Source organism: Flavobacterium sp. (assembly GCF_040383245.1).
Lineage (GTDB): Bacteria > Bacteroidota > Bacteroidia > Flavobacteriales > Flavobacteriaceae > Flavobacterium.
Window position 1 is genome coordinate 32,710 of record NZ_JBEIDX010000018.1, and the last position, 22,411, is coordinate 55,120.

Annotated in this window: 21 protein-coding genes; 9 read left to right on the forward strand and 12 right to left on the reverse strand. The window is 33.8% G+C overall.

Features of this window, described 5'->3' with window-relative positions:
• The first annotated feature begins 9 nt into the window (after nt 1-9).
• The 5 genes from ABWO08_RS08360 (at nt 10) to capA (ending at nt 5,537) form a co-directional block, all read left to right on the forward strand.
• Entirely contained in the window at nt 10-1,035 is a 1,026-nt protein-coding gene (locus ABWO08_RS08360; RefSeq protein WP_353085105.1) for a threonine aldolase family protein, read from the forward strand.
• 6 nt (nt 1,036-1,041) lie between these two features.
• Nucleotides 1,042-1,941 (forward strand): sensor histidine kinase, encoded by a 900-nt coding sequence (locus tag ABWO08_RS08365; protein ID WP_353085107.1) that lies wholly within the window; start codon nt 1,042-1,044, stop codon nt 1,939-1,941.
• A complete protein-coding gene (locus tag ABWO08_RS08370) occupies nt 1,938-2,333 on the forward strand; it encodes a response regulator (protein ID WP_353085109.1) in 396 nt (131 codons plus the stop codon). Before ABWO08_RS08365 ends, ABWO08_RS08370 begins: the two co-directional genes overlap by 4 nt.
• 36 nt (nt 2,334-2,369) lie before the next feature.
• Nucleotides 2,370-4,430 carry a S9 family peptidase gene (locus ABWO08_RS08375; protein ID WP_353085111.1) on the forward strand — a complete coding sequence of 687 codons (2,061 nt, stop codon included), beginning with the start codon at nt 2,370-2,372 and terminating at the stop codon, nt 4,428-4,430.
• A gap of 66 nt (nt 4,431-4,496) precedes the next feature.
• The gene (capA, locus tag ABWO08_RS08380; protein WP_353085112.1) at nt 4,497-5,537 is read left to right on the forward strand and encodes a cysteate synthase; all 1,041 of its coding nucleotides are present in this window, start codon (nt 4,497-4,499) and stop codon (nt 5,535-5,537) included.
• A gap of 39 nt (nt 5,538-5,576) precedes the next feature.
• On the opposite strand, the gene ABWO08_RS08385 is transcribed toward capA, so the two are convergent.
• The 4 genes from ABWO08_RS08385 to porX are packed head-to-tail and all read right to left on the reverse strand — an operon-like array spanning nt 5,577 to nt 9,224.
• On the reverse strand, nt 5,577-5,954 hold the full coding sequence (locus ABWO08_RS08385; RefSeq protein ID WP_353085114.1) for a DUF4258 domain-containing protein: 378 nt from the start codon (nt 5,952-5,954) through the stop codon (nt 5,577-5,579).
• A gap of 59 nt (nt 5,955-6,013) precedes the next feature.
• Nucleotides 6,014-7,207, reverse strand: a complete 1,194-nt coding sequence (locus ABWO08_RS08390) for an alanine dehydrogenase (RefSeq protein ID WP_353085116.1) — start codon at nt 7,205-7,207, stop codon at nt 6,014-6,016.
• 41 nt (nt 7,208-7,248) lie between these two features.
• Nucleotides 7,249-7,656 (reverse strand): tRNA (adenosine(37)-N6)-threonylcarbamoyltransferase complex ATPase subunit type 1 TsaE, encoded by a 408-nt coding sequence (gene tsaE / locus ABWO08_RS08395; protein WP_353085142.1) that lies wholly within the window; start codon nt 7,654-7,656, stop codon nt 7,249-7,251.
• 14 nt (nt 7,657-7,670) lie between these two features.
• Nucleotides 7,671-9,224, reverse strand: coding sequence for a T9SS response regulator signal transducer PorX (porX, locus tag ABWO08_RS08400; protein ID WP_353085118.1), 1,554 nt, complete (start codon nt 9,222-9,224; stop codon nt 7,671-7,673).
• Between the two features lie 164 nt (nt 9,225-9,388).
• Between porX and ABWO08_RS08405 the strand changes: the two genes are divergently transcribed.
• Nucleotides 9,389-11,425: a M13 family metallopeptidase gene (locus ABWO08_RS08405; protein ID WP_353085120.1), complete on the forward strand. Its 2,037-nt coding sequence runs from the start codon at nt 9,389-9,391 to the stop codon at nt 11,423-11,425.
• 121 nt (nt 11,426-11,546) lie between these two features.
• Here ABWO08_RS08405 and ABWO08_RS08410 read toward each other — a convergent pair whose 3' ends face one another.
• Entirely contained in the window at nt 11,547-13,715 is a 2,169-nt protein-coding gene (locus ABWO08_RS08410) for an endonuclease MutS2 (RefSeq protein ID WP_353085122.1), read from the reverse strand.
• 82 nt (nt 13,716-13,797) lie between these two features.
• On the opposite strand from ABWO08_RS08410, the gene ung reads away from it, so the two are divergent.
• Nucleotides 13,798-14,475, forward strand: a complete 678-nt coding sequence (ung, locus tag ABWO08_RS08415; RefSeq protein WP_353085124.1) for a uracil-DNA glycosylase — start codon at nt 13,798-13,800, stop codon at nt 14,473-14,475.
• Here the strand turns inward: ung and ABWO08_RS08420 are convergent, their stop codons facing one another.
• Genes ABWO08_RS08420 through ABWO08_RS08440 form a run of 5 tightly spaced genes read right to left on the reverse strand, consistent with a single transcriptional unit; the run spans nt 14,476 to nt 18,474 of the window.
• Nucleotides 14,476-15,408, reverse strand: coding sequence for a transglutaminase-like domain-containing protein (locus tag ABWO08_RS08420; protein ID WP_353085126.1), 933 nt, complete (start codon nt 15,406-15,408; stop codon nt 14,476-14,478).
• A 9-nt stretch (nt 15,409-15,417) separates the two neighbouring features.
• Nucleotides 15,418-16,269: a substrate-binding domain-containing protein gene (locus tag ABWO08_RS08425; protein ID WP_353085127.1), complete on the reverse strand. Its 852-nt coding sequence runs from the start codon at nt 16,267-16,269 to the stop codon at nt 15,418-15,420.
• Nucleotides 16,270-16,290: 21 nt separating this feature from the next.
• Nucleotides 16,291-17,157: a nucleoside phosphorylase gene (locus ABWO08_RS08430; RefSeq protein WP_353085129.1), complete on the reverse strand. Its 867-nt coding sequence runs from the start codon at nt 17,155-17,157 to the stop codon at nt 16,291-16,293.
• Between the two features lie 25 nt (nt 17,158-17,182).
• A complete protein-coding gene (locus ABWO08_RS08435; protein WP_353085131.1) occupies nt 17,183-17,515 on the reverse strand; it encodes a translation initiation factor in 333 nt (110 codons plus the stop codon).
• Between the two features lie 5 nt (nt 17,516-17,520).
• The gene (locus ABWO08_RS08440) at nt 17,521-18,474 is read right to left on the reverse strand and encodes an isopenicillin N synthase family dioxygenase (RefSeq protein ID WP_353085133.1); all 954 of its coding nucleotides are present in this window, start codon (nt 18,472-18,474) and stop codon (nt 17,521-17,523) included.
• A 158-nt stretch (nt 18,475-18,632) separates the two neighbouring features.
• Here ABWO08_RS08440 and ABWO08_RS08445 point away from each other — a divergent pair, with 158 nt between their 5' ends.
• Nucleotides 18,633-19,583, forward strand: a complete 951-nt coding sequence (locus tag ABWO08_RS08445; protein WP_353085135.1) for a phosphoribosylaminoimidazolesuccinocarboxamide synthase — start codon at nt 18,633-18,635, stop codon at nt 19,581-19,583.
• Nucleotides 19,584-19,628: 45 nt separating this feature from the next.
• On the opposite strand, the gene ABWO08_RS08450 is transcribed toward ABWO08_RS08445, so the two are convergent.
• Both ABWO08_RS08450 and ABWO08_RS08455 read right to left on the reverse strand, forming a co-directional pair.
• Nucleotides 19,629-20,348, reverse strand: a complete 720-nt coding sequence (locus ABWO08_RS08450) for a head GIN domain-containing protein (protein WP_353085137.1) — start codon at nt 20,346-20,348, stop codon at nt 19,629-19,631.
• Between the two features lie 68 nt (nt 20,349-20,416).
• Complete coding sequence (locus ABWO08_RS08455; protein ID WP_353085138.1) at nt 20,417-21,505, reverse strand: M42 family metallopeptidase; 1,089 nt, start codon at nt 21,503-21,505, stop codon at nt 20,417-20,419.
• Between the two features lie 81 nt (nt 21,506-21,586).
• Here ABWO08_RS08455 and ABWO08_RS08460 point away from each other — a divergent pair, with 81 nt between their 5' ends.
• Nucleotides 21,587-22,270, forward strand: a complete 684-nt coding sequence (locus ABWO08_RS08460; protein ID WP_353085140.1) for a DUF4294 domain-containing protein — start codon at nt 21,587-21,589, stop codon at nt 22,268-22,270.
• Nucleotides 22,271-22,411 lie beyond the last annotated feature (141 nt).

Here is a 22,411-nt window from a genome sequence, read left to right on the forward strand (position 1 = left end):
AATTTTGATATGGAAATAAATTTAGTTAGTGATACGGTAACCAAACCAAGCAATGAAATGTTGCAGTTTATGTTTAATGCAAAGGTTGGAGACGATGTATATAAACAAGATCCAACGGTAAACGAATTGGAAACTGCAGTGGCTCAGTTATTCGGAATGGAAGCTGCTTTATTTTTTCCTAGTGGAACAATGGCGAATCAAACAGCAATTAAATTACATACCAATCCAGGTGAGCAGGTAATTTGTGATAAGTATTCTCATATTTATCATTATGAAGGTGGAGGTGCTTCGTTTAATAGTGGCGTTTCGTGTTGTTTGGTAGATGGAGACAGAGGAATGATAACTGCCGATTTAGTTAAGAATGCCATCAATGACCCCGAGTTTTATCATGCGCCTTTAACTTCGTTAGTGAGTATTGAAAATACTACCAATAAAGGAGGAGGGGCTTGTTACGATATTGAAGAATTGAAAAAAATCAAGCAAGTTTGTGTCGATAATAATTTGAAATACCATCTAGACGGTGCTCGATTATGGAATGCCTTAGTGGCTAAAAAACAACATCCAAAACAATTTGGAGAATTGTTTGATACCATATCGGTTTGTTTATCCAAAGGATTGGGAGCGCCAATAGGATCTGTGTTATTGGGATCTAAAGCGGATATTAAACGTGCTTTGCGTATTCGAAAGATATTTGGAGGCGGAATGCGTCAAGCAGGGTATTTAGCTGCTGCAGGTATGTATGCCATTCAAAATAATTTATCAAGACTCGAAGAAGATCATAGAAGAGCCAAAGAATTGGGAGAATTGTTAAGTACTTTAAATTGGGTTGAGAAAGTGGAGCCTGTAGAAACTAATATTTTAATTTTTTCGGTTCGACCAACCTTAGAAGAAAAATGGATTATTGAAAAATTACAACAAAAAAATATCTATATTAGTTCGATGGGGCATGGAAAGCTAAGAATTGTAACCCATTTAGATTACAAAGAAGTTATGCATAATTATGTAGTAGACACTTTAACAAAATTGCAATTTTAATTTACTATGCTGAATCTAATAAATACATTTCCGTTGCCAGCAATTATTGCCAATGCAGATAATGTAATTATTCACGCAAATGAATTAGGTTTAAACCATTTTAAAACCAATTTAGATTCAATTCAAAATAAATCAATCGCATCTATTTTTACAGATGTTTCTAGTGATAAAATTCATAAGGTACAACATGAAGAAAATGGAGAAGTTTACCATTTGTATTATATCCTGGAAAGTTCTAATACAGGAGCACAGCAATTAGTTTACTCCGTTGCACACGACTTGCAAGATCCATTAAATTCAATAAGTGCCTATTCTAAATTACTAGCAGAAGAACACTCTTCTCAATTAGATACTGAAGGAAATCTCTATGTAGATTTTATTTCAAAGTCGGCCAAAAGGATGCAAAACACTATACAATCGTTGTTGGATTTCACCAAATTGAATTCAATAGCCGATTTTGCTGCAACCAATTTAAATCAGGTAATTCAAGAAGTACAAGAAGATTTGAGTTTGGCGATAAAAGAAAGCAACGCAAAGATTCTTTTCGAAAAATTACCAACGGTAATGGGTTCATCGGTACATTTGAGATTGTTATTTCAAAATTTGATTGGGAATGCAATTAAATTCAGCCGCAAGGAGGAACAACCTTTTATTTTTATTTCTTCAGACGAAAGAGAATCGGATTGGTTGTTTCAAGTAAAAGACAACGGAATTGGAATTCCATCAGAAAATTTAGAAAATATATTTTCTATTTATAAAAAACTGCACTCTACTTCAGAATATGAAGGAACCGGAATTGGATTAGCGCATTGTAAAAAAATAGTTGCTTTGCATGGAGGAACCATTTGGGCTGAATCCGAAACAGGAAAAGGAACTGTCATTTATTTTACCATTTCCAAAATATGATAGCTCCATCTAAATATGTTGTTTTGATTGAAGACGATCAAGCAATGAATTATTACCATCAAAGGTTGTTTGTAAAGCAAAATTTTGCAGATGAAGTTATGTCTTATCATTCTGCTGTGGAGGCTTTGGATGGAATTAAAAATTTGCAACAAGTAGCACGACTTTATATTTTCTTGGATTTAAATATGCCCCAAATGAATGGCTGGCAATTTATAGATGAGTTAGAGAAGATAAAATTTGATATGAATACCCAAATAAAGTTGTTTGTATTAAGTTCTTCAGTGAATCCAAACGACATGATGAAAGCCAAGCAAAATTCAGTTGTAACGGATTATTTGTCTAAACCACTTTCAATAGAAACAATTACTAATATAATTACTACAAATTCCTAGCTAGAAATTCAATTCTAAGTTTTGAAACATAATAAAATGAATATAAAACCAATTCCACCTGTAGCCAAAATAATTCCTCATAAACTTGTAAAACACAAGCACACCCGTATTGATGATTATTATTGGTTTAATGACAGAGAAAATCCAGAAGTAATTGATTACTTAAATAAAGAAAACGAATATTACCATTCGGTTACTGCCGATACCAAAGTTTTTCAAGAGGAATTGTTTGAAGAGATGAAATCTCGAATCAAAGAAGATGATCAATCGGTTCCTTATTTTTACAATGGGTATTATTACATCACCCGATTTGAAAAAGGGCAGAATTATCCAATTTATTCAAGAAAAAAAGAAACCCTTTCAGCTGCCGAAGAAATTCTATTCGATTGTAACGAATTGGCCAAAGGGCAATCGTATTTTCATTTAGGCGGACTTTCAGTAAGTCTAGATAACTGCAAGGCTTTATTTAGTATAGATGTTGTTGGCAGACGAATTTATACCATTCAGATTAAGAATCTTCTAACAGGGGAATTACTTTCGGATACAATAAAAAATGTAACTGGTACAGCAGTTTGGGCCAATGATAATCAAACTATTTTTTATTCCTGTCAAGATCAGGTAACCTTGCGTTCTGATAAAATATTCAAACATAAATTGGGTACAAGCCAGGAAGAAGATGTGTTGGTTTACTTTGAAAAAGACGAAACGTTTAATGTTGAAATTGCCAAATCAAAATCCAATAAATACCTAGCGATTGAATCGGGGAGTACCTTAACTACAGAGTATCAAATCTTGGATGCGAATACTCCAGATGAAAAATTTAGGTTATTCCAAAAAAGAGTCCGTGGATTAGAATACAGCATCAATCATTATGGAGACAGTTTTTATATTCTAACAAATAAAGACGAAGCGGAGAACTTTAAGTTAATGAAAACCCCCGAAACAGCTACTTCTAAAGAAAATTGGGTTGAGGTTATTCCGCATCGCGCTGATGTATTACTTGAAGATATTGAGATATTTAAAAACTTTTTAGTTCTTGAAGAACGCGCCAACGGTTTAAATACTATTAAAATCATTCCTTGGAATGGAGATGAAGCCTATTATTTACCTTTTGAAAGTGAAACTTATACAGCTAGTGCAAGTACCAACGTAGATTTTGATACAGATATATTAAGATATTCCTACCAGTCTTTGGCTACACCTTCTTCGGTCATTGATTTTAATATGAAAACTAAAGAGAAAGTCGTTCTAAAAGAACAGCAAGTATTGGGCGGGAAATTTGATAAAAATAATTACAAAGAAGAGCGTGTTTGGGCAACTGCAAGAGATGGGGTTAAGGTGCCAATTTCATTGGTTTATAAAAAAGAGTTGGTTAAGGATGGTAAAAATCCGTTATTACAATATGCCTACGGATCATATGGCTATTCTATTGATGCCTCATTTTCTTCAACACGATTATCGCTTTTAGATCGAGGATTTATTTTTGCTATTGCGCACATACGCGGTGGAGAAGATCTAGGACGAAATTGGTATGAAACCGGGAAGTTGTTGCAAAAGAAAAATACCTTTACTGATTTTATCGATTGTTCGGAATTTTTAATTCAAGAAAAATATACATCTCCAGAGCATTTATATGCCGAAGGCGGTTCTGCGGGAGGATTGTTAATGGGAGCTGTGGTTAATATGGCGCCCAATTTATATAACGGAATCATTGCTCAAGTTGCCTTTGTTGATGTGGTTACAACCATGTTGGATGAATCCATTCCACTTACTACAGGAGAATACGACGAATGGGGAAATCCAAATCAAAAGAAATATTACGAGTACATGTTGTCTTATTCGCCATTTGATAATGTGGTTGCACAGGATTATCCTAACATGTATATTTCTACAGGACTGCACGATTCGCAAGTACAATATTGGGAACCAGCAAAATGGGTTGCTAAACTACGAGTTATGAAAACCGATTCGAATTTATTATTTTTAGACACCAATATGGACGCTGGTCATGGAGGTGCTTCAGGTAGATTTGAAGCCTTAAAAGAATTGGCTAAGGAATTCAGTTTTTTGCTTGAATTGGAAAAAATTAAAAATTAATTTATTAGATTTGCAAGGTTACGGTACCTATACTAAGTAATGGTTCTGTCAAATTTTTTTTATTTTATGAAAGAAGAAATAAAAGCCTATAATAATGTTCTGGAATTAATAGGAAGCACTCCTCTTATTAAACTTAATAGAATTACCAAAGACTTTCCAGGTAGCTATTATGCTAAAGTGGAAGCTTTTAATCCAGGGCATTCATCCAAAGACAGAATCGCATTATATATCATTGAACAAGCCGAAAAAAAAGGTATTCTTTCTCCTGGAGATACAATCATTGAAACTACTTCGGGTAATACCGGATTTAGTTTGGCAATGGTTAGCATCATAAAAGGATACAACTGTATTCTTGCAGTTACTTCTAAATCATCGAAAGATAAAATAGACATGCTTCGAAGTCTTGGAGCTAAAGTTTATGTTTGTCCTGCCAATGTTTCTGCAGATGATGAGCGCTCGTATTACAATGTTGCTAAGCGTTTGCATGAAGAAACAAAAGGTTCGGTTTATATTAATCAATATTTTAATCAATTAAATATTGATGCACATTATTTTTCTACAGGACCCGAAATTTGGGATCAAACTGCCGGAAAAATAACGCATTTAGTAGCTTGTAGCGGAACTGGAGGAACTATTTCTGGAGTGGCGAAGTTTTTGAAAGAGAAAAATCCAAATATTAAAATATTAGGTGTTGATGCTTTTGGTTCGGTGTTGAAAAAATACCATGAAACGAAAGAGTTTGATACGGATGAAATATATCCGTATCGCATAGAAGGTATTGGTAAAAATTTAATACCGACTGCCACCGACTTTGATTCGATTGATAAATTCATGAAAGTTACCGATGAAGAAAGTGCCCACACTGCAAGAGAAATTGTAAAACAAGAAGGATTATTTGTAGGTTACACTTCTGGAGCTGCTTTACAAGCGGTGAAACAATTTGCCAAAGAAGGCGAGTTTACCACGGAAAGTAATGTGGTTGTTATTTTCCCTGATCACGGTTCGCGATATATGAGTAAAGTGTTTAGTGACGACTGGATGAATGAACAAGGTTTTTTTGACAGCATAAATACTGAAGAAGCTCAGAAAATAGAATTTATTAAATAAGCATAAAAAAACTCCAATGAAAATTGGAGTTTTTTGTTTTTATTTCTTTCTGATGATATCTTCTAAAACCGCTTTGTTAGAGTAGTTGATAACTCGAAGCGTAATGGTGTCCTTTCTCATAGTTTGGCCTTCTATGATATACAACTTTCCTTTTTGATATTTTATATTGCTTTTATCAAAATCTACATCACCATAAGTTAGTGTGTTTTTAATATCGATCGTATCAATCCAATCTTCTGCTAGTTTGCGAGAAGCTTCAATGCTGTAATTAAAAGGTTTGTTTCTTAAATCATTTAATACTCGAGCATTCGGAAAATAGTTACATCGAGAATCTTTTCCAGATAAAACGGCAGCCACAAAAAAACTTCCAATAACTAATCCGATTAAATAGTAGGCAAAACGCTGGTAAAATTTCATTCTAATTTTTATTTCTGCAAAGGTAAAGCAAAGAAGTCAATAATTGATAGCACTAAATATTAAAAAACAATTAAATTAATATCGCTATTGTTCAGGTCAAACCAATCTCCAATTGCTTTGTTTGTTAGAATTCCGTGATATAAATATACGCCATTTTTCATTCCTAAATTGCATCGTATCGAACTTTCAATTCCGCCGTCTTCAGCAATTTGAAGTAAATAAGGCGTAATGATATTGCTGATCGAAAGTGAAGCAGTTTTTGAATAACGCGAAGGTATATTAGGGACACAATAGTGAATTACATCACTTTTAATAAAAGTTGGTTTTTCATGAGTTGTAATTTCTGATGTTTCAAAGCAGCCTCCAGTATCAATACTCACATCAACAATTACGGCACCTTTTTTCATGAAATCAACCATAGTTTCGGTTACCACAATTGGAGATCGCTCTTTACCTCTCATTGCGCCTATCGCAACATCACAGCGTCTTAAAGCTTTTAATAATGCTTTTGGCTGTATAGTTGATGTGAATATTCGTTGATTGATATTGTTTTGTAAACGACGCAATTTAGTAATCGAATTGTCGAATATTTTTACATTAGCACCCAATCCAATTGCTGTTTTAGCTGCAAATTCTCCAACAGTTCCTGCGCCAATTATAACTACTTCTGTTGGAGCAACTCCGGTTATGTTTCCAAATAAAAGCCCTTTTCCAAATTGCTGATTAATCATTAATTCAGCTGCAATTAGTATGGAAGCAGTTCCTGCAATTTCGCTCAATGATTTAACGGCAGGGTAGGATCCGTCTTCGTCTTTTATGTATTCAAAGGCTAACGCGGTAATTTTCTTTTGCGAAAGCGCTTCAAAATATTCTTTTTTTCTAGTTTTTAATTGGATTGCAGAAATTAGTATCGAATTGGATTGTATCATTTCGATTTCGGCCATAGTTGGTGGTTCCACCTTTAAAAGCATGGGGCAAGAAAAAACCTTTTTGGTATCTTGGGTGATTTCGGCGCCTGCATCACTGTATTCTTTATCGCTATAGCTTGAGCTTTCACCAGCTCCAGCTTCAATTAAAATACGATGTCCATGTGAAGTTAACGAATGAACAGCATCTGGAGTTAAGCAAATACGACGTTCTTGGTAGCTAGTTTCTTTAGGAATTCCAATAAATAACTCGCTTTTTTGACGAGTGATTTCTAGTTTTTCTTCCTGAGGTATCAATTGCTGCTTTGTAAATGGTGTAATGGCCATGTTTTCCAATTAATTAAAGGACCAAGTTACAAAAAAAATAATTACTCCAAAGTCAATCTTCTTTTTCCGTCGGGAAGTAATTCAATTGTAATAGTTGAATGTTGATCAGGAATGCAATTCGGAATTTTTTCAGGCCATTCAATAAAGCACCAATTCCCAGAATATAAGTAATCTTCAATCCCCATATCCATGGCTTCCATTTCATTTTTTAATCGATAGACATCAAAATGATAAATATATTGATTATCAATAATTTGATATTCATTAACTAAAGAAAAGGTTGGACTGCTTGTTACATCATTTACGCCAAGGTTTTTTGCTAATGACTTGATTAAAGTTGTTTTTCCTACACCCATTTCTCCGTTAAAAAGAAGTACTTTGTTTGGGTTTGCTGCAAGGATTTGATTTGCAATTGAATCGATTTCTTCTAAAGAAAAAATTAGCTCCATTTTTTTACTATTCATTATCTTGGATTAAAAACTAATAATGGTACAATAACTTCTTCAAGCGAAATTCCACCGTGTTGGTAGGTGTTTTTGTAATAACTTACATAATGATTGTAATTATTTACATACGCCAAAAAGTAATCATTCTTTGCAAAAATATAGGAACTGCTCATGTTTATTGTGGGTAACCCAATTTTTTTAGGATCTTTCACAGCATAAACTTCTTTGTCCTCATAGGTGAGGCTTCGGCCGGTTTTGTATCGTAAATTCAAACTCGTGTTTTTGTCGCCAATTACTTTTGATGGATTCTTTACATTAATCGTTCCGTGGTCGGTGGTGATGATTAATTTGAATCCCAATTTTTGTGCTTGCTGAATAATATCCAACAATGGGGAATTCTTAAACCAACTCAAAGTCAATGAACGATAGGCTTTATCATCGGAAGCCAATTCTTTAACCACATCCATTTCTGTTTTGGCATGCGATAACATATCTACAAAATTGTAAACCACTGTTACAAGGTTATTGTCTTTTAAAGATTTAAAATTATCGGCTAGTTTTTTTCCGCCGACCAAATTGGTAATTTTAAAGTAATCTTCCTTAATATTTAATCCAAATCGTTTTAAATGAGCCGATAGGAATTCGCCTTCATATAAATTTTTTCCACCCTCATCCACATCGTTTTTCCAATATTGTGGAAACTGTTTTTCCATTTCAAGTGGCAATAGCCCTGAAAAAATGGCGTTTCTTGCATATTGTGTAGCCGTTGGTAAAATGGCGTAATACGGCACTTCTTTCTCTAATTTGTAATAATTATTAATGGTACTTTCCATTACTTTCCATTGATCGTAACGCAAATTATCAATTACCACAAACAAAACTGGCTTGTCTTTTTTCACCAATTCGGGTACTACTAATTCTCTAAAAAGCGTATGTGATTGCACTGGTTTATCTGTATTTGGCTCGAACCAATCTTCGTAATTGCGCTCTATGAATTTGCCAAATTGCGAATTGGCCTCTACTTTTTGAGATTCCAATATGGAAATCAAATTAGAATCTTCAATATTTTCTAATTCCAGTTCCCAGAAAATCAGCTTTTTGTATAATTCAATCCAATCTTGGTATGAGTTTACCATGGCTAATTCCATTGCTATTTTTCGGAATTCTTTTTGGTAATCCAAAGAAGTTTTTTCCGAAATCAATCTCGAATGATCTAAGTTCTTTTTCAAACTCAATAAAATCTGATTTGGATTAACTGGTTTAATCAAGTAATCGGCAATTTTAGATCCAATAGCTTCTTCCATGATATATTCTTCTTCGCTCTTTGTAATCATGATTACCGGTGTAGAAGATTTCTTTTCTTTAATTTCTGCCAAGGTTTCCAAGCCGCTCATTCCGGGCATGTTTTCATCTAAAAAAACCACATCAAAATTATGCTCAGCAAATACATCAACAGCATCTCTACCGTTATTGCAGGTAGTGACTTCGTAATTTTTTTGCTCTAAAAAAAGGATGTGTGGTTTTAATAAATCAATTTCATCATCCACCCAAAGTATTTTGATTTTATCCATAGTGTCTCAATTGAGGTGCAATTTACTTTAATTACAACGATCGATGTGCTAAAATTATTGTAAATTATTTTAGGAATAAAATTAATTTCTGTTCCTGTTTAAAATTTCTTAGATTTGAAAATTAATAAGTTATTTATAATTCAAATAAACAAAAAATTAGTTCCATGAAAAATAGTTATAAAATTGTATTAGGTGCCTTAATTGCTGCCAATTTAATTGGTTGTGCTAAAAAAGAAGCGCCCTTTGTAGATCCTTTAATTACCAATAGAGACACTACTGTAAATCCGTCTGAAGATTTCTTTCATTACGCTAACGGCGGATGGTTCAAGCAACATCCAATTCCTTCTTCTGAAAGAAGCAACGGAATTTTCCGAATGATTCAAGATACCATCAACAACCAAATCAAATCCATTTGCGAAAAGTCTGCTGAAGAAACCGATGCGGCAAAAGGAAGTAATGTGCAAAAAATTGGTGATTTTTATGCTTCGGCTATGGATACCATTGCAATTAATAAAGCCGGAATCTCACCACTAAAAAGTGAATTAGCAAAAATTGATGCGATAACAGATGTTCCAAGTTTGTTAAAAACAATGGCGCACATGCACACCATAGGATCAGGTGCAGGATTTAGTTTTTACGTTTCGCAAGATGACAAAATAAGTTCGAAAAACGCGTTGCAATTTATGCAAGGTGGCTTAGGTCTTGGACAACGTGATTATTATTTTAATACCGATGCAGAAACCGTAAACATCCGAAATGAGTATGTAAAACACATTCAGGCGATGATGCAATTGCTTGGCGTGAATGCTGCTGTTGCAGGTCAAAACGCGACTTCAATCATGAAATTAGAGACTGATTTGGCAAAAGCTTCAAGAAAATTGGAAGAATTGCGTGACCCAGTAAAAAATTACAACAAAATGAGTGTGCAACAATTTAAATCGCTTACTCCAAATATTGATTGGAACATTACCTTAAAAGATTTAGGAATTGCCAAAGCCGATTCGGTTATTGTTGGGCAACCAGAATTTTATAAAGCATTGAGTGGTTATGTTAAAAGTTATGCTATTGCCGATTGGAAAACCTATTTAAAATGGGATTTAGTGAATACTTATGCGGCCTATTTAAGTAAACCAATTGAAGATCAAAATTTCAAATTTTACTCGACCGTTATGGGAGGTGTAAAAAAACAAAAGCCAAGATGGAAGAGAAGTGTTGAGCAAACCGATGGTTCGCTTGGAGAGTTAATAGGGCAAGTGTATGTGAAAGAGTATTTGCCAGAAGGATCTAAAGAGAAATTACTAGAAATAGGAAATAACATCCGCGAAGTTTATGCAGATCACATTAAAAAACTTGATTGGATGAGCGCTGCTACCAAAGTAAAAGCGCTTAACAAATTGAGTAAAATTGTGATGAAAGTGGGTTATCCAGATAAATGGAAAGACATGAGTAGCATGAAAATTGATAGAACATCGTATTGTAAAAATGTGATGGCTGCTAATGTTTGGCAATACCAATACATGACCAATAAATACGGAAAACCGGTGGATAGAACGGAGTGGAGTATGTATCCGCAAACCTATAATGCTTATTACAATCCAAGTAACAACGAGATTTGTGTGCCGGCTTGTAATATTTTAGTGCCAGGATACGAAGGCAGAATGCCCGACGATGCGATTCTTTATGGAATTATAGGCGGATCTACTTTTGGACACGAAATCACCCACGGATTTGACGATCAAGGAAGTCAGTATGACGAAAAAGGAAACCTAAATAATTGGTGGACTGCCGAAGATTTAAAGAAATTCCAAACTAAAACTGGGTTAATCGTTTCGCAATTCAACAAGTATAAAGTAGGTGATAAAAACATTAATGGTTCTGCTACACAGGGAGAAAATATTGCCGATTTGGGTGGTGTAGTTATGGGTTATGAGGCTTTCAAAAAAACCAAACAATACACGAGCAAAGAACTAATTAGCAAACTCAATCCAGATCAACGTTATTTCTTAGCTTATGCATATGCTTGGATGGTGAATACCAATAAAGAAGCCCTTTCGCAACAAATTATGAGCGATGTGCATTCACCTGCTCAATATAGAATTAACGGGCCATTGAGTAATATTCCTGAATTTTATAAAGCATTTAATATCAAACCCGGAAGTCCAATGTACCAACCGGATTCATTGCGTGTGGTGATTTGGTAAATAATAAATTGAATTAAAATAAAAAAGACTAAGCTTAACTTAGTCTTTTTTATTTTTGTTACTACCCATCATAAGGAAAATGGCGCCAACTAACCCAATTATTACTAAGGCCTATTAAATTTTATTTCGGACGCTCCACAAATTCCAATAAATCTAGATTCACTTTAGAAGTAAAGACACCATAATTTACCACCACTTTATTCTTTTCAATTTTTTCTAAAGTCCCAATAGCTTTACCATCGTGCATGCGTACACGATCTCCAATTTTAAGTACCATTTTAGGCTTTTCTGGTACTAAGGCGGCTTTGATTTTCTTCTCTTTCTTTTCTTGTCGGATTTCTTCCACTTTAACTGTAACTTCCTTTACAATTTTCTTTTGAATCACTTCTTGCGCTTTCTTTTCTTTTACTGAAACTTTTCTGCGTTTACTGTTTTCAATCTCTACCATTTTTAGAAATTCTCCAATAAGCACTTTCTTGTCTTTGTTGTTGAAATAAGTAGCGGCAATATCATCAATTTTTTGACCAATATAAATAAGGCGTTGGTTAGCATCATACAATTCTTGATAGCGCTCCAACTTGTCTTTAATTTTGATATTTATTTGCTCCATTTTCTTGCTTTCTTCACGCGCTTTGGTTTCTTCTTCTTTCAAATTATTAGAAGTTTTTTCCATTTTAGAGCGTTCTTTTTGCAACGTAGCAATCGTTTTATCAAATCGCACTTTTCCGCCTTCAATTTTCTTTTTCGCACGATTAATTAATCCAAATGGGATGCCATTTTTTTGAGCCACTTCAAAGGTGAACGAACTTCCGGCTTGCCCTAAGATTAATTTATATAATGGTTCCAATGATTTTTCATCAAACAACATGTTGGCATTGCTGGCATGCGGCAACTCGTTGGCTAATATTTTTAAGTTTGAATAATGGGTCGTGATGATACCAAAAGCTTCTCTGTGATAGAATTCTTCAAGAAAAGTTTCCGCTAGTGCACCTCCCAATTCGGGATCGGAACCGGTTCCGAATTCATCAATTAGAAAAAGCGTTTTTGAATTGCATTTCTTTAAGAAATAATTCATGTTTTTTAATCGGTAGCTGTACGTGCTTAAATGATTTTCAATCGATTGGTTGTCACCAATATCGGTCAAGATGCGATCAAAAAGAAAGGTTTCACTACGTTCGTGCACCGGAATCAACATTCCCGATTGCAGCATTAATTGCAGTAATCCAACAGTTTTTAGCGAGATGGTTTTACCACCGGCATTAGGCCCAGAGATAACAATAATGCGGTTGTCTTGATTTAATTCTACCGTCTGTGGAAAAGTCACTTCTTTCTTTTCCATATTATTCAAATACAGAATAGGATGGAAGGCTTCTCTAAAAAACAGACGCTTTTCTTCAATAATGTTAGGCAATAAACCATTTATTTTGTTTGCATATTTGGCTTTAGCTGCAATGACATCTATATCGCTTAAAAAGTCTTGGTAGGTATGCAGTAATTCAACAAATGGGCGTATTTCGTTCGAGAGTTTCTTTAAAATCTTGGTAATTTCTTCACGCTCTTCGTATTCTAAATTGCTTAATTCTCTTGAATATTTTAAAGTGGCTTCGGGTTCAATATAGGCAATGCTTCCAGTTTTGGAACTGCCCAAAATAGAACCTTTTACTTTTCTTCGGTACATAGCCAAAACGGCTAAAACTCTACGATTTTCAACAATACTTTCTTTAATATCATCCAAGTATCCCAAAGAATTGTATTGAGTTAAAGCGGTGCCAAAACTTTGGTTTACCTTTCCTCGAACGGTACTCATCTCTCTGCGGATGTGAATTAATTCGGGGGAAGCATTGTCTTTTATCACACCGTATTTATCAACTACTTCATCAATCCTTTGAACAATGATTTTAGTATATTCAATTTGGGAAGCCTTTTCATTCAACTTCGGATAATATTCGTGGAATTTTTTAAAAAACAGAAGTAACACATTTACAGTTTCCGATAGAGTAGCTAATTTTCTAAAACTTGCAACTTCTAGAAAACTATCTTCAATTGCTAGAAAATTAATATCGTTGGTACTGTTCTCAAATCCATGGTTTGGTATGGCATTATTATTCGCAAACGATGAAACATACTCCGAAGTTTGATGTAAAGCTTGCAACAACACTATTTTATTCTGAAATGGAGTAATTTCTAATGCTTTTTGCTTGCCAATTTCGGTATTACAACGATCCGAAATAGTTTGCAAAACAGTATTAAATTCTAGGTCTTGAAGTGTCTTTTGAGTAATTGAAATCATGGATGAGTTTACGAATTTTCAAATTTACAAAGTTTAAAGGGAATTAGGTTATAAATTCCTAATTTTGGAAAAAAATTATAAAATGTTTATCCAAGAAAATTCCTGGCAAAAACTACTAGTACCTGAATTTGAGAAACCCTATTTCTTGGAGTTAATGCAGCAAGTAGAACAGGAATATGCTGCGCATACTTGTTTTCCCCGAAAAGAATTTGTCTTCAATGCTTTCGAAAAATGCAGTTTTCAAGATTTGAAAGTGGTAATTATTGGGCAAGACCCTTATCACGGCGAGGTAAACGGAAAATGTGAAGCCAAAGGTTTGTGTTTTTCTGTAGATGATGAAATCCCGATTCCACCTTCCTTAAAGAATATTTTCACCGAAATTAACTCCGAATACGACCGCATTTTTTTTCCTACCTCTGGGAATTTGGAGCGTTGGGCAAAGCAAGGCATTTTATTATTGAATTCCAGTTTGACCGTCCGTAAAGACCAAGCTAACAGCCACAAACACTTAAAATGGAATTTATTTACCGATGCGGTGATTAAAAAAATATCGGAAGAAAAACAACATATCGTTTTCTTACTTTGGGGCGGATTTGCACAAAAAAAAGGAATTAAAATCGATCGTACAAAGCATTTAGTTTTAGAGTCGGGGCATCCATCGCCATTAAGTGCCAACAGAGGTTTTTGGTTTGGCAACCAGCATTTTAAAGACACCAATTTGTATTTAATAAATAATGGAATCTCAGAAATTGAATGGTAATTATTCTAAAGTTAAAGCACTCAACACTTTTTCTTTCATAAAAGGTCCGCCTGGATATTTCGCAGTATAATCTAGGTTTAGCCACACATTTCCCCGTTCGTCAATATGATAATGAATAGTTTTTCTGTAACTTTCTTTTTGGAAAAGAACCTTTTTGATCAGATAATTTACGGTTTCCATTTCTGCTCTTTTTCCAATTAAAATTTCAGGATAAATGTGTCCGTTGGTATGAATTAGTCTTGGTATTCCGCCAATTGACTTTACTGCGGCTGCCATTAATATGGAGTGATCATCACAATCACCAGATAAATAAAGTACTGATTCACTTGCCGGGGCAATATATTCTTCCCCTTTGGGATCATGAACATAGGTCCAATTAGTATTTATTTCTTTAAAAACAGCAAAACACTGAATTAGAGTTAGGTATTCTGGGTAATCTTTTTCACCCCTGAAATTTTTCTTAACTGAACTAATTGCAAAATCACGCACTTTTGGATTTTCGTATTCTATGGCATTTAGTGTTTTTATTTTGTTAGGAAAGGGTAAAAGTTTGTCTACAATAATATCTTGCGGATATGGATTGTTCGACATGGTAAACAGCATTGATTGGTATTCATTAAATACTGTTTCGAAATTGTATTTGCCAAAAAAAGTTCCGTAAACTAATGCAATTAAATAGAGGATAATACTAATCAATATAATGCGTCGCATGGCATACAATATCAATTGAATTATAATTAATATCACTACAAAAATTAAAACACGATCTAAATGCAGATACCAATTGTATTCAATTAAATTTTGATGCGAAATGATGAAAATCGGAATGGTAATTAATACATTTAAAACAAAAAGAATGATGATATCCCACGGTTTTTTAATCGTGAATTTATCAGAAATTTTAGTGTAAAGTGAGTTTATTTTTTGCTTCATAATCAAAAGCTAAAGTGCTTTTACCAAGTTTATAAAAGTAGCTTTTTTGTTTATTATTTGTAATTCCAGTAATTGATTTTGAATTGTATCCGTCATTTCTTTCGATAGGTTGTTTTGAGACCATTCGGTTAACTTTAGCCATTGTTGAATATCTTCAGTTTTTTGTTGGAATTTTGTTGCCAAAACAGAATCTATATTAGGTATACTTTTAAAAACTCTCGTTTGTTCGTTGATGCTATTTAATAGCTTCTTTATTTCATCTGGATTTTGTTGAAGGACATCCTCTCGAACAGCAATTACAAAACTAGGCCACGGAGTAGGGCAATCGCCAACTCTTCTAAAAATGCCTTTATCTACAAGGGGTTTGGTCATGAAATGTTCCCACATAAAGTAATCAGCGGTCCCATTGGTTAATGCTGTTACCGCGCCATCAATGGTATTTACAACTTCAAACGTTAAACTGTTTTTGTCCCATCCTTGTTGGTCTGCATTGACATAGGCCATTAATTCCGATCCCGATCCATATCTAGAAATGGCAACTTTGGTATTTTCTAAATCGGAGAGGGTGGTATATTTTGAATCAGCACCAACGTGAATCCCCCATATTAATGGACTTTCAACATAAATCTGAATAATTTTACTATTGTTTCCATTCACTATATCCTTAATGATTCCTTCAGTAAGAATTACAGCAATATCTGTAGATCCATCTCGAAGCATTTGGCATAATTTTCCGGTTCCTTCTGGTACATCGGTCCATTGTAAATCGATGCCAACTTCATGGAATTTATTATTCTCAATTGCCAGTTGCCAAGGAAGATTAAAGTGTTCGGGTACACCTGCTATTTTTAGGGATTTCATAATTTAGGAGTATTAAATAAATTATTCTGCCAATTTATCTAAAGCATATACAATTAAAGCATCTACTGATTTATAAGGATCTTCGCTAAAAGTTCCCGTAGCTCTGTTGGCGATAATAGCATTTAATGATAAACATTGATGTCCAAGAAGTTTTCCTAAACCGTAAATAGCCCCTGTTTCCATTTCAAGGTTGGTCATTTTAATGCCATTGAATTCAAATTGATCCATTTTGCTATTCAGTTCCGTATCTTGAATTGGCATTCGTAAAACACGCCCTTGCGGACCGTAAAATCCTCCGGCAGTTCCTGTGAAACCTTTATAAATAGTAGTGCTTTCAAATTTTTTTTCCAGGATTTCACTTCCTCTAATAACATAAGGACGCCCTTTTTTTAAATCCCAATTGGTTTGTTTAATAAAAGCATCTTCAATTTCGGTTTCCGAAATTTCGTCAATGCAATAGGAGCGAAGCATGTTGTCTAAACCTAGTCCATATTGACTTAAAACTATACTGTCACAAGGAATGTTTGCTTGTAATGAACCCGAAGTTCCAATTCTAATAATATTTAAAGAAGTGAGTTTTTCTTTGATGGTTCTAGTTTCCAAATCAATGTTTACTAACGCATCCAATTCGTTCATTACAATGTCAATATTATCGGGTCCAATTCCGGTTGAAATAACGGTGATTCGTTTTCCTTTATAGATTCCGGTTTGGGTTTTAAATTCTCTTTTTTGCAAAGAAAATTCTATGCTCGAAAAGTGTTTGGTAATTTTCTCTACACGATTTTGATCTCCAACAAAAAGGATGTCTGTGGCAATATGTTCCGGTTTCAGATTGAGGTGGTATACACTTCCATCTGGATTTAATATTAATTCGGATGATGCAATCATGTCGTTTTGTTTAAAAGCAGGCAATTTATCCGCCCACTCGTTTTGTTTTAAATCCTTTAGCTTGAAGAATTTGCATTATTTTGTCACGGTAATTCCCTTGAATGATAATGGCTCCGTCTTTAAAACTTCCACCAACACTTAGTTTGGTTTTTATTTCTTTTGCCAAAATTTTGAAATCTTCTTCATCTCCATCGTAACCTTCAATAATAGTTGTTGGTTTGCCATTTCGTTTTTCAAATTTGCAAATCATTGGCTCTTTTTGAATCAACAATTCATGAGTTACTTCCTCTGTTTTTTCAGGCTCGGAAGAAACTACATGGTCTGGAAATAGTTTTTTTAATTGATCTTGTAAATCCATTACTGTTATTTCTTTATCAATCCCAATTCTACCAATCGTTCATTTAAATAATCTCCTGCGGTAATATCTTCAAATTGTTTCGGATTATTTTCGTCAATACATTCAGGTAAACAATTCAAATTCATATCACTCACCGGATGCATAAAAAACGGGATAGAATATCTTGAGGTTCCCCATAATTCTCTTGGCGGATTAACCACTTGGTGAATCGTTGATTTTAATTTATTGTTGGTGTGGCGTGATAGCATATCTCCCACATTAATCATCAATTCATCAGGTTGGGCAATTGCGTCAAGCCATTCGCCGGAATGATTTTGCACTTGCAATCCTTTTCCTTGCGCACCCATTAATAACGTAATTAAGTTAATATCACCATGTGCAGCTGCACGCACAGCGCCATCTTTTGGCTCATCTGTAATTGGTGGGTAATGAATAGGACGTAAAATACTATTTCCTTCTTCAATAAATTTATCAAAATAAAATTCGTCTAATCCGATATGAATTGCCAAAGCCCTTAAAACATAAATTCCGGTTTTTTCCAATTGCTTGTAGGCTTCTTTTCCGGTTGAATTAAAATTAGGCAATTCAGAAACGGTAACATTTTCGGGATACTCATTTGCATATTTTGAATCAGCAGTTACATATTGGCCAAAGTGCCAAAACTCTTTTAAATCACCAGCAGATCTTCCTTTTGCATGTTCTTTCCCAAAAGAAATATACCCTCTTTGTCCGCCAATGCCAGGAATCTCGTATTTAGCTTTAGTTTCCAAAGGCAGAGTGAAGAAGTTCCTAACTTCCGAATATAAATCTTCTACCAATTGATCATTTAAAAAATGTCCTTTTAATGCCACGAAGCCAATATCTTCGTAGGCTCTTCCGATTTCATTTACAAATTTTTGTTTACGTGCCGGGTCATCCGACAGGAAATCACGTAAGTCAACGCTAGGAATTTGTTGCATACTTGTTATAAATTAAAATTGATACCAATATCTTAGATACAAATGTAGCAAATTTTAGAAATTTATTGGGCATAGAAAGGGTTTATGTTTTAAAATGCGATTTCATCGTTGTGTATTATTTTGAAACCTATTACTTTTGCAAAAACAACACACAACAAATGAATACAATAACTAAAACCAATTTTAATTTTCCAAATCAAAAATCTGTTTACCGAGGTAAAGTTCGTGAAGTATACAACATCAATGATGATCTTCTTGTGATGGTTGCCACCGATAGGCTTTCGGCTTTTGATGTGGTGATGCCAAAAGGAATTCCTTACAAAGGTCAAATTTTAAATCAAATTGCGACTAAGTTTATGCAATTGACTCAAGATATTGTTCCGAATTGGTTGGTTGCTACTCCAGATCCTAATGTGACTGTTGGACATTTATGCGAACCTTTTAAAGTTGAAATGGTTATTCGTGGTTATCTTTCAGGACATGCTGCAAGAGAATATGCATTAGGAAAAAGAATACTTTGTGGTGTTGAAATGCCAGAAGGTTTAAAAGAAAATGATAAATTCCCAATGCCAATAATCACACCAACTACCAAAGCGGATATGGGCGTTCATGACGAAGATATTTCTCGTGAAGCGATTTTGTCAAGTGGAATTGTATCGGAAGAAGATTATTTAGTATTAGAAAAATATACGCGTGCTTTGTATCAACGTGGAACAGAAATTGCGGCTTCTCGCGGATTGATTTTGGTGGATACCAAATATGAATTCGGAAAAACCAAAGACGGAGTTATTGTGTTAATTGATGAAATTCACACTCCCGATTCTTCTCGTTATTTTTACGCAGAAGGGTATCAAGAAAGACAAGATGCAGGTGAGGAGCAAAAGCAATTGTCTAAAGAATTTGTTCGTAGATGGTTGATTGAAAATAATTTTCAAGGGAAAGAAGGTCAAACTATTCCTAATATGACCGATGAATATATTGACTCTGTATCACAGCGTTATATTGAGTTGTTTGAAAATATTTTAGGAGAGCAATTTGAAAAAGCGGATATTTCAAACATACAAGAGCGAATCGAAAAAAATGTAATGGAATATTTAAAAAATAGATAATAAAAAAGTCCCAATTATTTGGGACTTTTTTATTTTTCAAGAAATTTAATTTCCATTAATACTTCCAGAGCCGGTGGTGTTTTTAGATATTTTTTCAGGATTTCCAGAATATTGAATAGTACCCGAACCAATTGTTTTCGCATCTAGGTTTTTTGAGCAATTTACTTTTATATTTCCCGATCCCGTTTGACTTACAACTGCATTTTCTGATTTCAAATCAAACATAGTTACATTTCCAGAACCATCAGAATTGATTTCAATATTGTTAGTCATTCCTTTTCCATTAAGATTCCCTGATCCGGATTTAGTTATTTTTAAACTATTTGTATCGGCATGAAATGAAGTATTTCCAGAGCCGGTCATTTCAATATTTAGATTCTCCGTTTTAATCAAATCAGTATTTTTTAAATTTCCAGAACCATTGAAAGATAATTGATTTATTTGTTCAAAAGGAATTGTAATTTCAATTGAGGAGTTATAATTGTATTGAATGTTTTTATATTTTTCAAAATAAACTAATAATTTACCATTATTGATTTCTGTAACAATAAATTCTAATAAATTTTCATCACCTTTTATTGAAATGTTTCCCTCTTTGCCAGATATTAACTTTACATCAAACGATCCAGAAATAGATATACCTTCATAGTCAGATGTTGATCTTGTAATTGTTGTTATTTTTTCATTTCCAGTTATTTTTTTATTTTTTAGAGAACAAGAAATAGTAAAATTCAACAAAGCTAGTAGTATAACTATTTTTTTCATTTAGTTTTATTTAGAAGTTATTCTATAAAGGTAAATAACAAAGTTTAATATAATAGATAAATTAAGTATTATTTGAAATACGAAAAATCGTGGTTGTTTTCAATCTTCAATAACGATTCATAAATTAACTCAATTACATGTTCAACATCTTCACGATGTACCATTTCTACAGTTGTATGCATGTAACGTAAAGCTAAAGAAATTAATGCCGATGCAACTCCGCCGTTACTGTATGCAAAAGCATCCGTATCGGTACCAGTAACTCTTGAAGTAGCGTGTCTTTGAAACGGAATTTTCTTCTCTTCGGCTGTGCTAACAATAAGTTCTCTAAGAATGTTTTGAGTTGCAGGAGCATAGGCAATAACCGGTCCTTTACCTATTTGTAAGTCGCCTTCAATTTTCTTTTCAATCATTGGGGTAGTAGTGTCGTGACAAACATCGGTTACAATAGCTACATTTGGTTTGATGGTTTGCGTAATCATTTCAGCTCCACGAAGACCAATTTCTTCTTGTACCGAATTTACGATGTACAATCCAAAGGGAAGTTTCTTTTTATTTTCTTTCAATAAACGAGCTACTTCAGCAATTATAAATCCGCCCATACGATTATCTATAGCTCTACAAACAAATTTATCTTTGTTTAAAATCATAAATTCATCCGGATAAGTAATTACGCAACCCACATGAATTCCCAATTTTTCAACTTCTTCCTTGCTTGAACAACCGCAATCAATGAAAATGTTATGTAAGTTAGCCGCTTCTTCTTTTCCTCTATTACGAGTGTGAATTGCTGGCCATCCAAATACACCTTTTACAATTCCATTTTTAGTATGAATGTTCACTCTTTTAGAAGGTGCAATTTGATGATCAGAACCACCATTTCGAATAACATAAATTAATCCGTTATCGGTAATATAGTTTACATACCATGAAATTTCATCCGAATGACCTTCAATAACTACCTTGAATTCGGCATCTGGGTTAATAATTCCAACGGCACTTCCATAGGTATCCGTAATAAAGGTATCTACATAAGGTTTTAAATAATTCATCCAAATTTTCTGCCCTCCAGCTTCATATCCTGTTGGCGATGGGTTATTTAGATATTTTTCTAAAAATTGAATTGACGAATCGGTAAGTATTGATTTTTTTGACATAAAATATTTTTTTGCTAAAATATAAATTTGGCATTACACTTGTTAGGGATAATATATATTTTTACCCTAAATTTTTCAGCTATGTTAAAGTCAAAATTTTTAATTCTGTTTTTTATTTTTTCAGCACCTGCTTTTGCGCAAGTAAATAATGAAATTATTGTTGAGAAAGAGCCTGTCCTTAAAGAATTAGATTCTGTGAAAATGGACACTATATTATTGAATGATGTTTCTTTTTCTAAAGTGAGAATGAGTCCCGAAGAAAAAAAAGAATTTTTAACGCTTCAAAATCGTGTTCTCAAAGTATATCCTTATGCTAAAACTGCTGCAGAAAGGTTAGCATTGCTTAATAAAAACATGGGGAATCTTCAATCCAATAAAGAAAAAAGAAGGTATTTTAAGTTAGCAGAAGATTACCTTAATAATGAATTCAAAGACAAATTAAAAAAATTATCCCATAAGCAAGGTCAAATATTGGTTAAGTTAATTTACCGTCAAACCGGAGTTTCAACCTACAACTTAATAAAAGATTATAAAAGTGGTTGGAAGGCCTTTTGGTCAAACAACGCAGCCTATTTTTTTAAAATTAATTTAAAAGAAATTTATGATCCTCTTAATAGCAATGAAGATTATCTAATCGAAACAATATTATATAGAGCATTTTCTACCGGTAGATTACAGGAGCAGAAATCTGCAAACCCAATTGAGATTGATGCCTTAAATGAACATTGGGAGAAGCTAGCAACTAAAATTAATAAGAAAAAATAGTTGCAGCGAAAGTTCAGTGCTTTTTTGTAAACTGTTTTCCTGCTTTTCGTTACAATCTGTTTTGGCGTGGGACGAATCGATTTAAAGCAGCTATAATTCATCGCCAATCCAGGATTTCCACTTCAATCAGGGCTAGGGGGA

Coding starts and splice junctions, on each gene's coding strand:
- ABWO08_RS08360 (WP_353085105.1), top strand. CDS start 10: ATGGAAATAAATTTAGTTAGTGATACGGTAACCAAACCAAGCAATGAA.
- ABWO08_RS08365 (WP_353085107.1), top strand. CDS start 1,042: ATGCTGAATCTAATAAATACATTTCCGTTGCCAGCAATTATTGCCAAT.
- ABWO08_RS08370 (WP_353085109.1), top strand. CDS start 1,938: ATGATAGCTCCATCTAAATATGTTGTTTTGATTGAAGACGATCAAGCA.
- ABWO08_RS08375 (WP_353085111.1), top strand. CDS start 2,370: ATGAATATAAAACCAATTCCACCTGTAGCCAAAATAATTCCTCATAAA.
- capA (WP_353085112.1), top strand. CDS start 4,497: ATGAAAGAAGAAATAAAAGCCTATAATAATGTTCTGGAATTAATAGGA.
- ABWO08_RS08385 (WP_353085114.1), bottom strand. CDS start 5,954: ATGAAATTTTACCAGCGTTTTGCCTACTATTTAATCGGATTAGTTATT.
- ABWO08_RS08390 (WP_353085116.1), bottom strand. CDS start 7,207: ATGGCCATTACACCATTTACAAAGCAGCAATTGATACCTCAGGAAGAA.
- tsaE (WP_353085142.1), bottom strand. CDS start 7,656: ATGGAGCTAATTTTTTCTTTAGAAGAAATCGATTCAATTGCAAATCAA.
- porX (WP_353085118.1), bottom strand. CDS start 9,224: ATGGATAAAATCAAAATACTTTGGGTGGATGATGAAATTGATTTATTA.
- ABWO08_RS08405 (WP_353085120.1), top strand. CDS start 9,389: ATGAAAAATAGTTATAAAATTGTATTAGGTGCCTTAATTGCTGCCAAT.
- ABWO08_RS08410 (WP_353085122.1), bottom strand. CDS start 13,715: ATGATTTCAATTACTCAAAAGACACTTCAAGACCTAGAATTTAATACT.
- ung (WP_353085124.1), top strand. CDS start 13,798: ATGTTTATCCAAGAAAATTCCTGGCAAAAACTACTAGTACCTGAATTT.
- ABWO08_RS08420 (WP_353085126.1), bottom strand. CDS start 15,408: ATGAAGCAAAAAATAAACTCACTTTACACTAAAATTTCTGATAAATTC.
- ABWO08_RS08425 (WP_353085127.1), bottom strand. CDS start 16,269: ATGAAATCCCTAAAAATAGCAGGTGTACCCGAACACTTTAATCTTCCT.
- ABWO08_RS08430 (WP_353085129.1), bottom strand. CDS start 17,157: ATGATTGCATCATCCGAATTAATATTAAATCCAGATGGAAGTGTATAC.
- ABWO08_RS08435 (WP_353085131.1), bottom strand. CDS start 17,515: ATGGATTTACAAGATCAATTAAAAAAACTATTTCCAGACCATGTAGTT.
- ABWO08_RS08440 (WP_353085133.1), bottom strand. CDS start 18,474: ATGCAACAAATTCCTAGCGTTGACTTACGTGATTTCCTGTCGGATGAC.
- ABWO08_RS08445 (WP_353085135.1), top strand. CDS start 18,633: ATGAATACAATAACTAAAACCAATTTTAATTTTCCAAATCAAAAATCT.
- ABWO08_RS08450 (WP_353085137.1), bottom strand. CDS start 20,348: ATGAAAAAAATAGTTATACTACTAGCTTTGTTGAATTTTACTATTTCT.
- ABWO08_RS08455 (WP_353085138.1), bottom strand. CDS start 21,505: ATGTCAAAAAAATCAATACTTACCGATTCGTCAATTCAATTTTTAGAA.
- ABWO08_RS08460 (WP_353085140.1), top strand. CDS start 21,587: ATGTTAAAGTCAAAATTTTTAATTCTGTTTTTTATTTTTTCAGCACCT.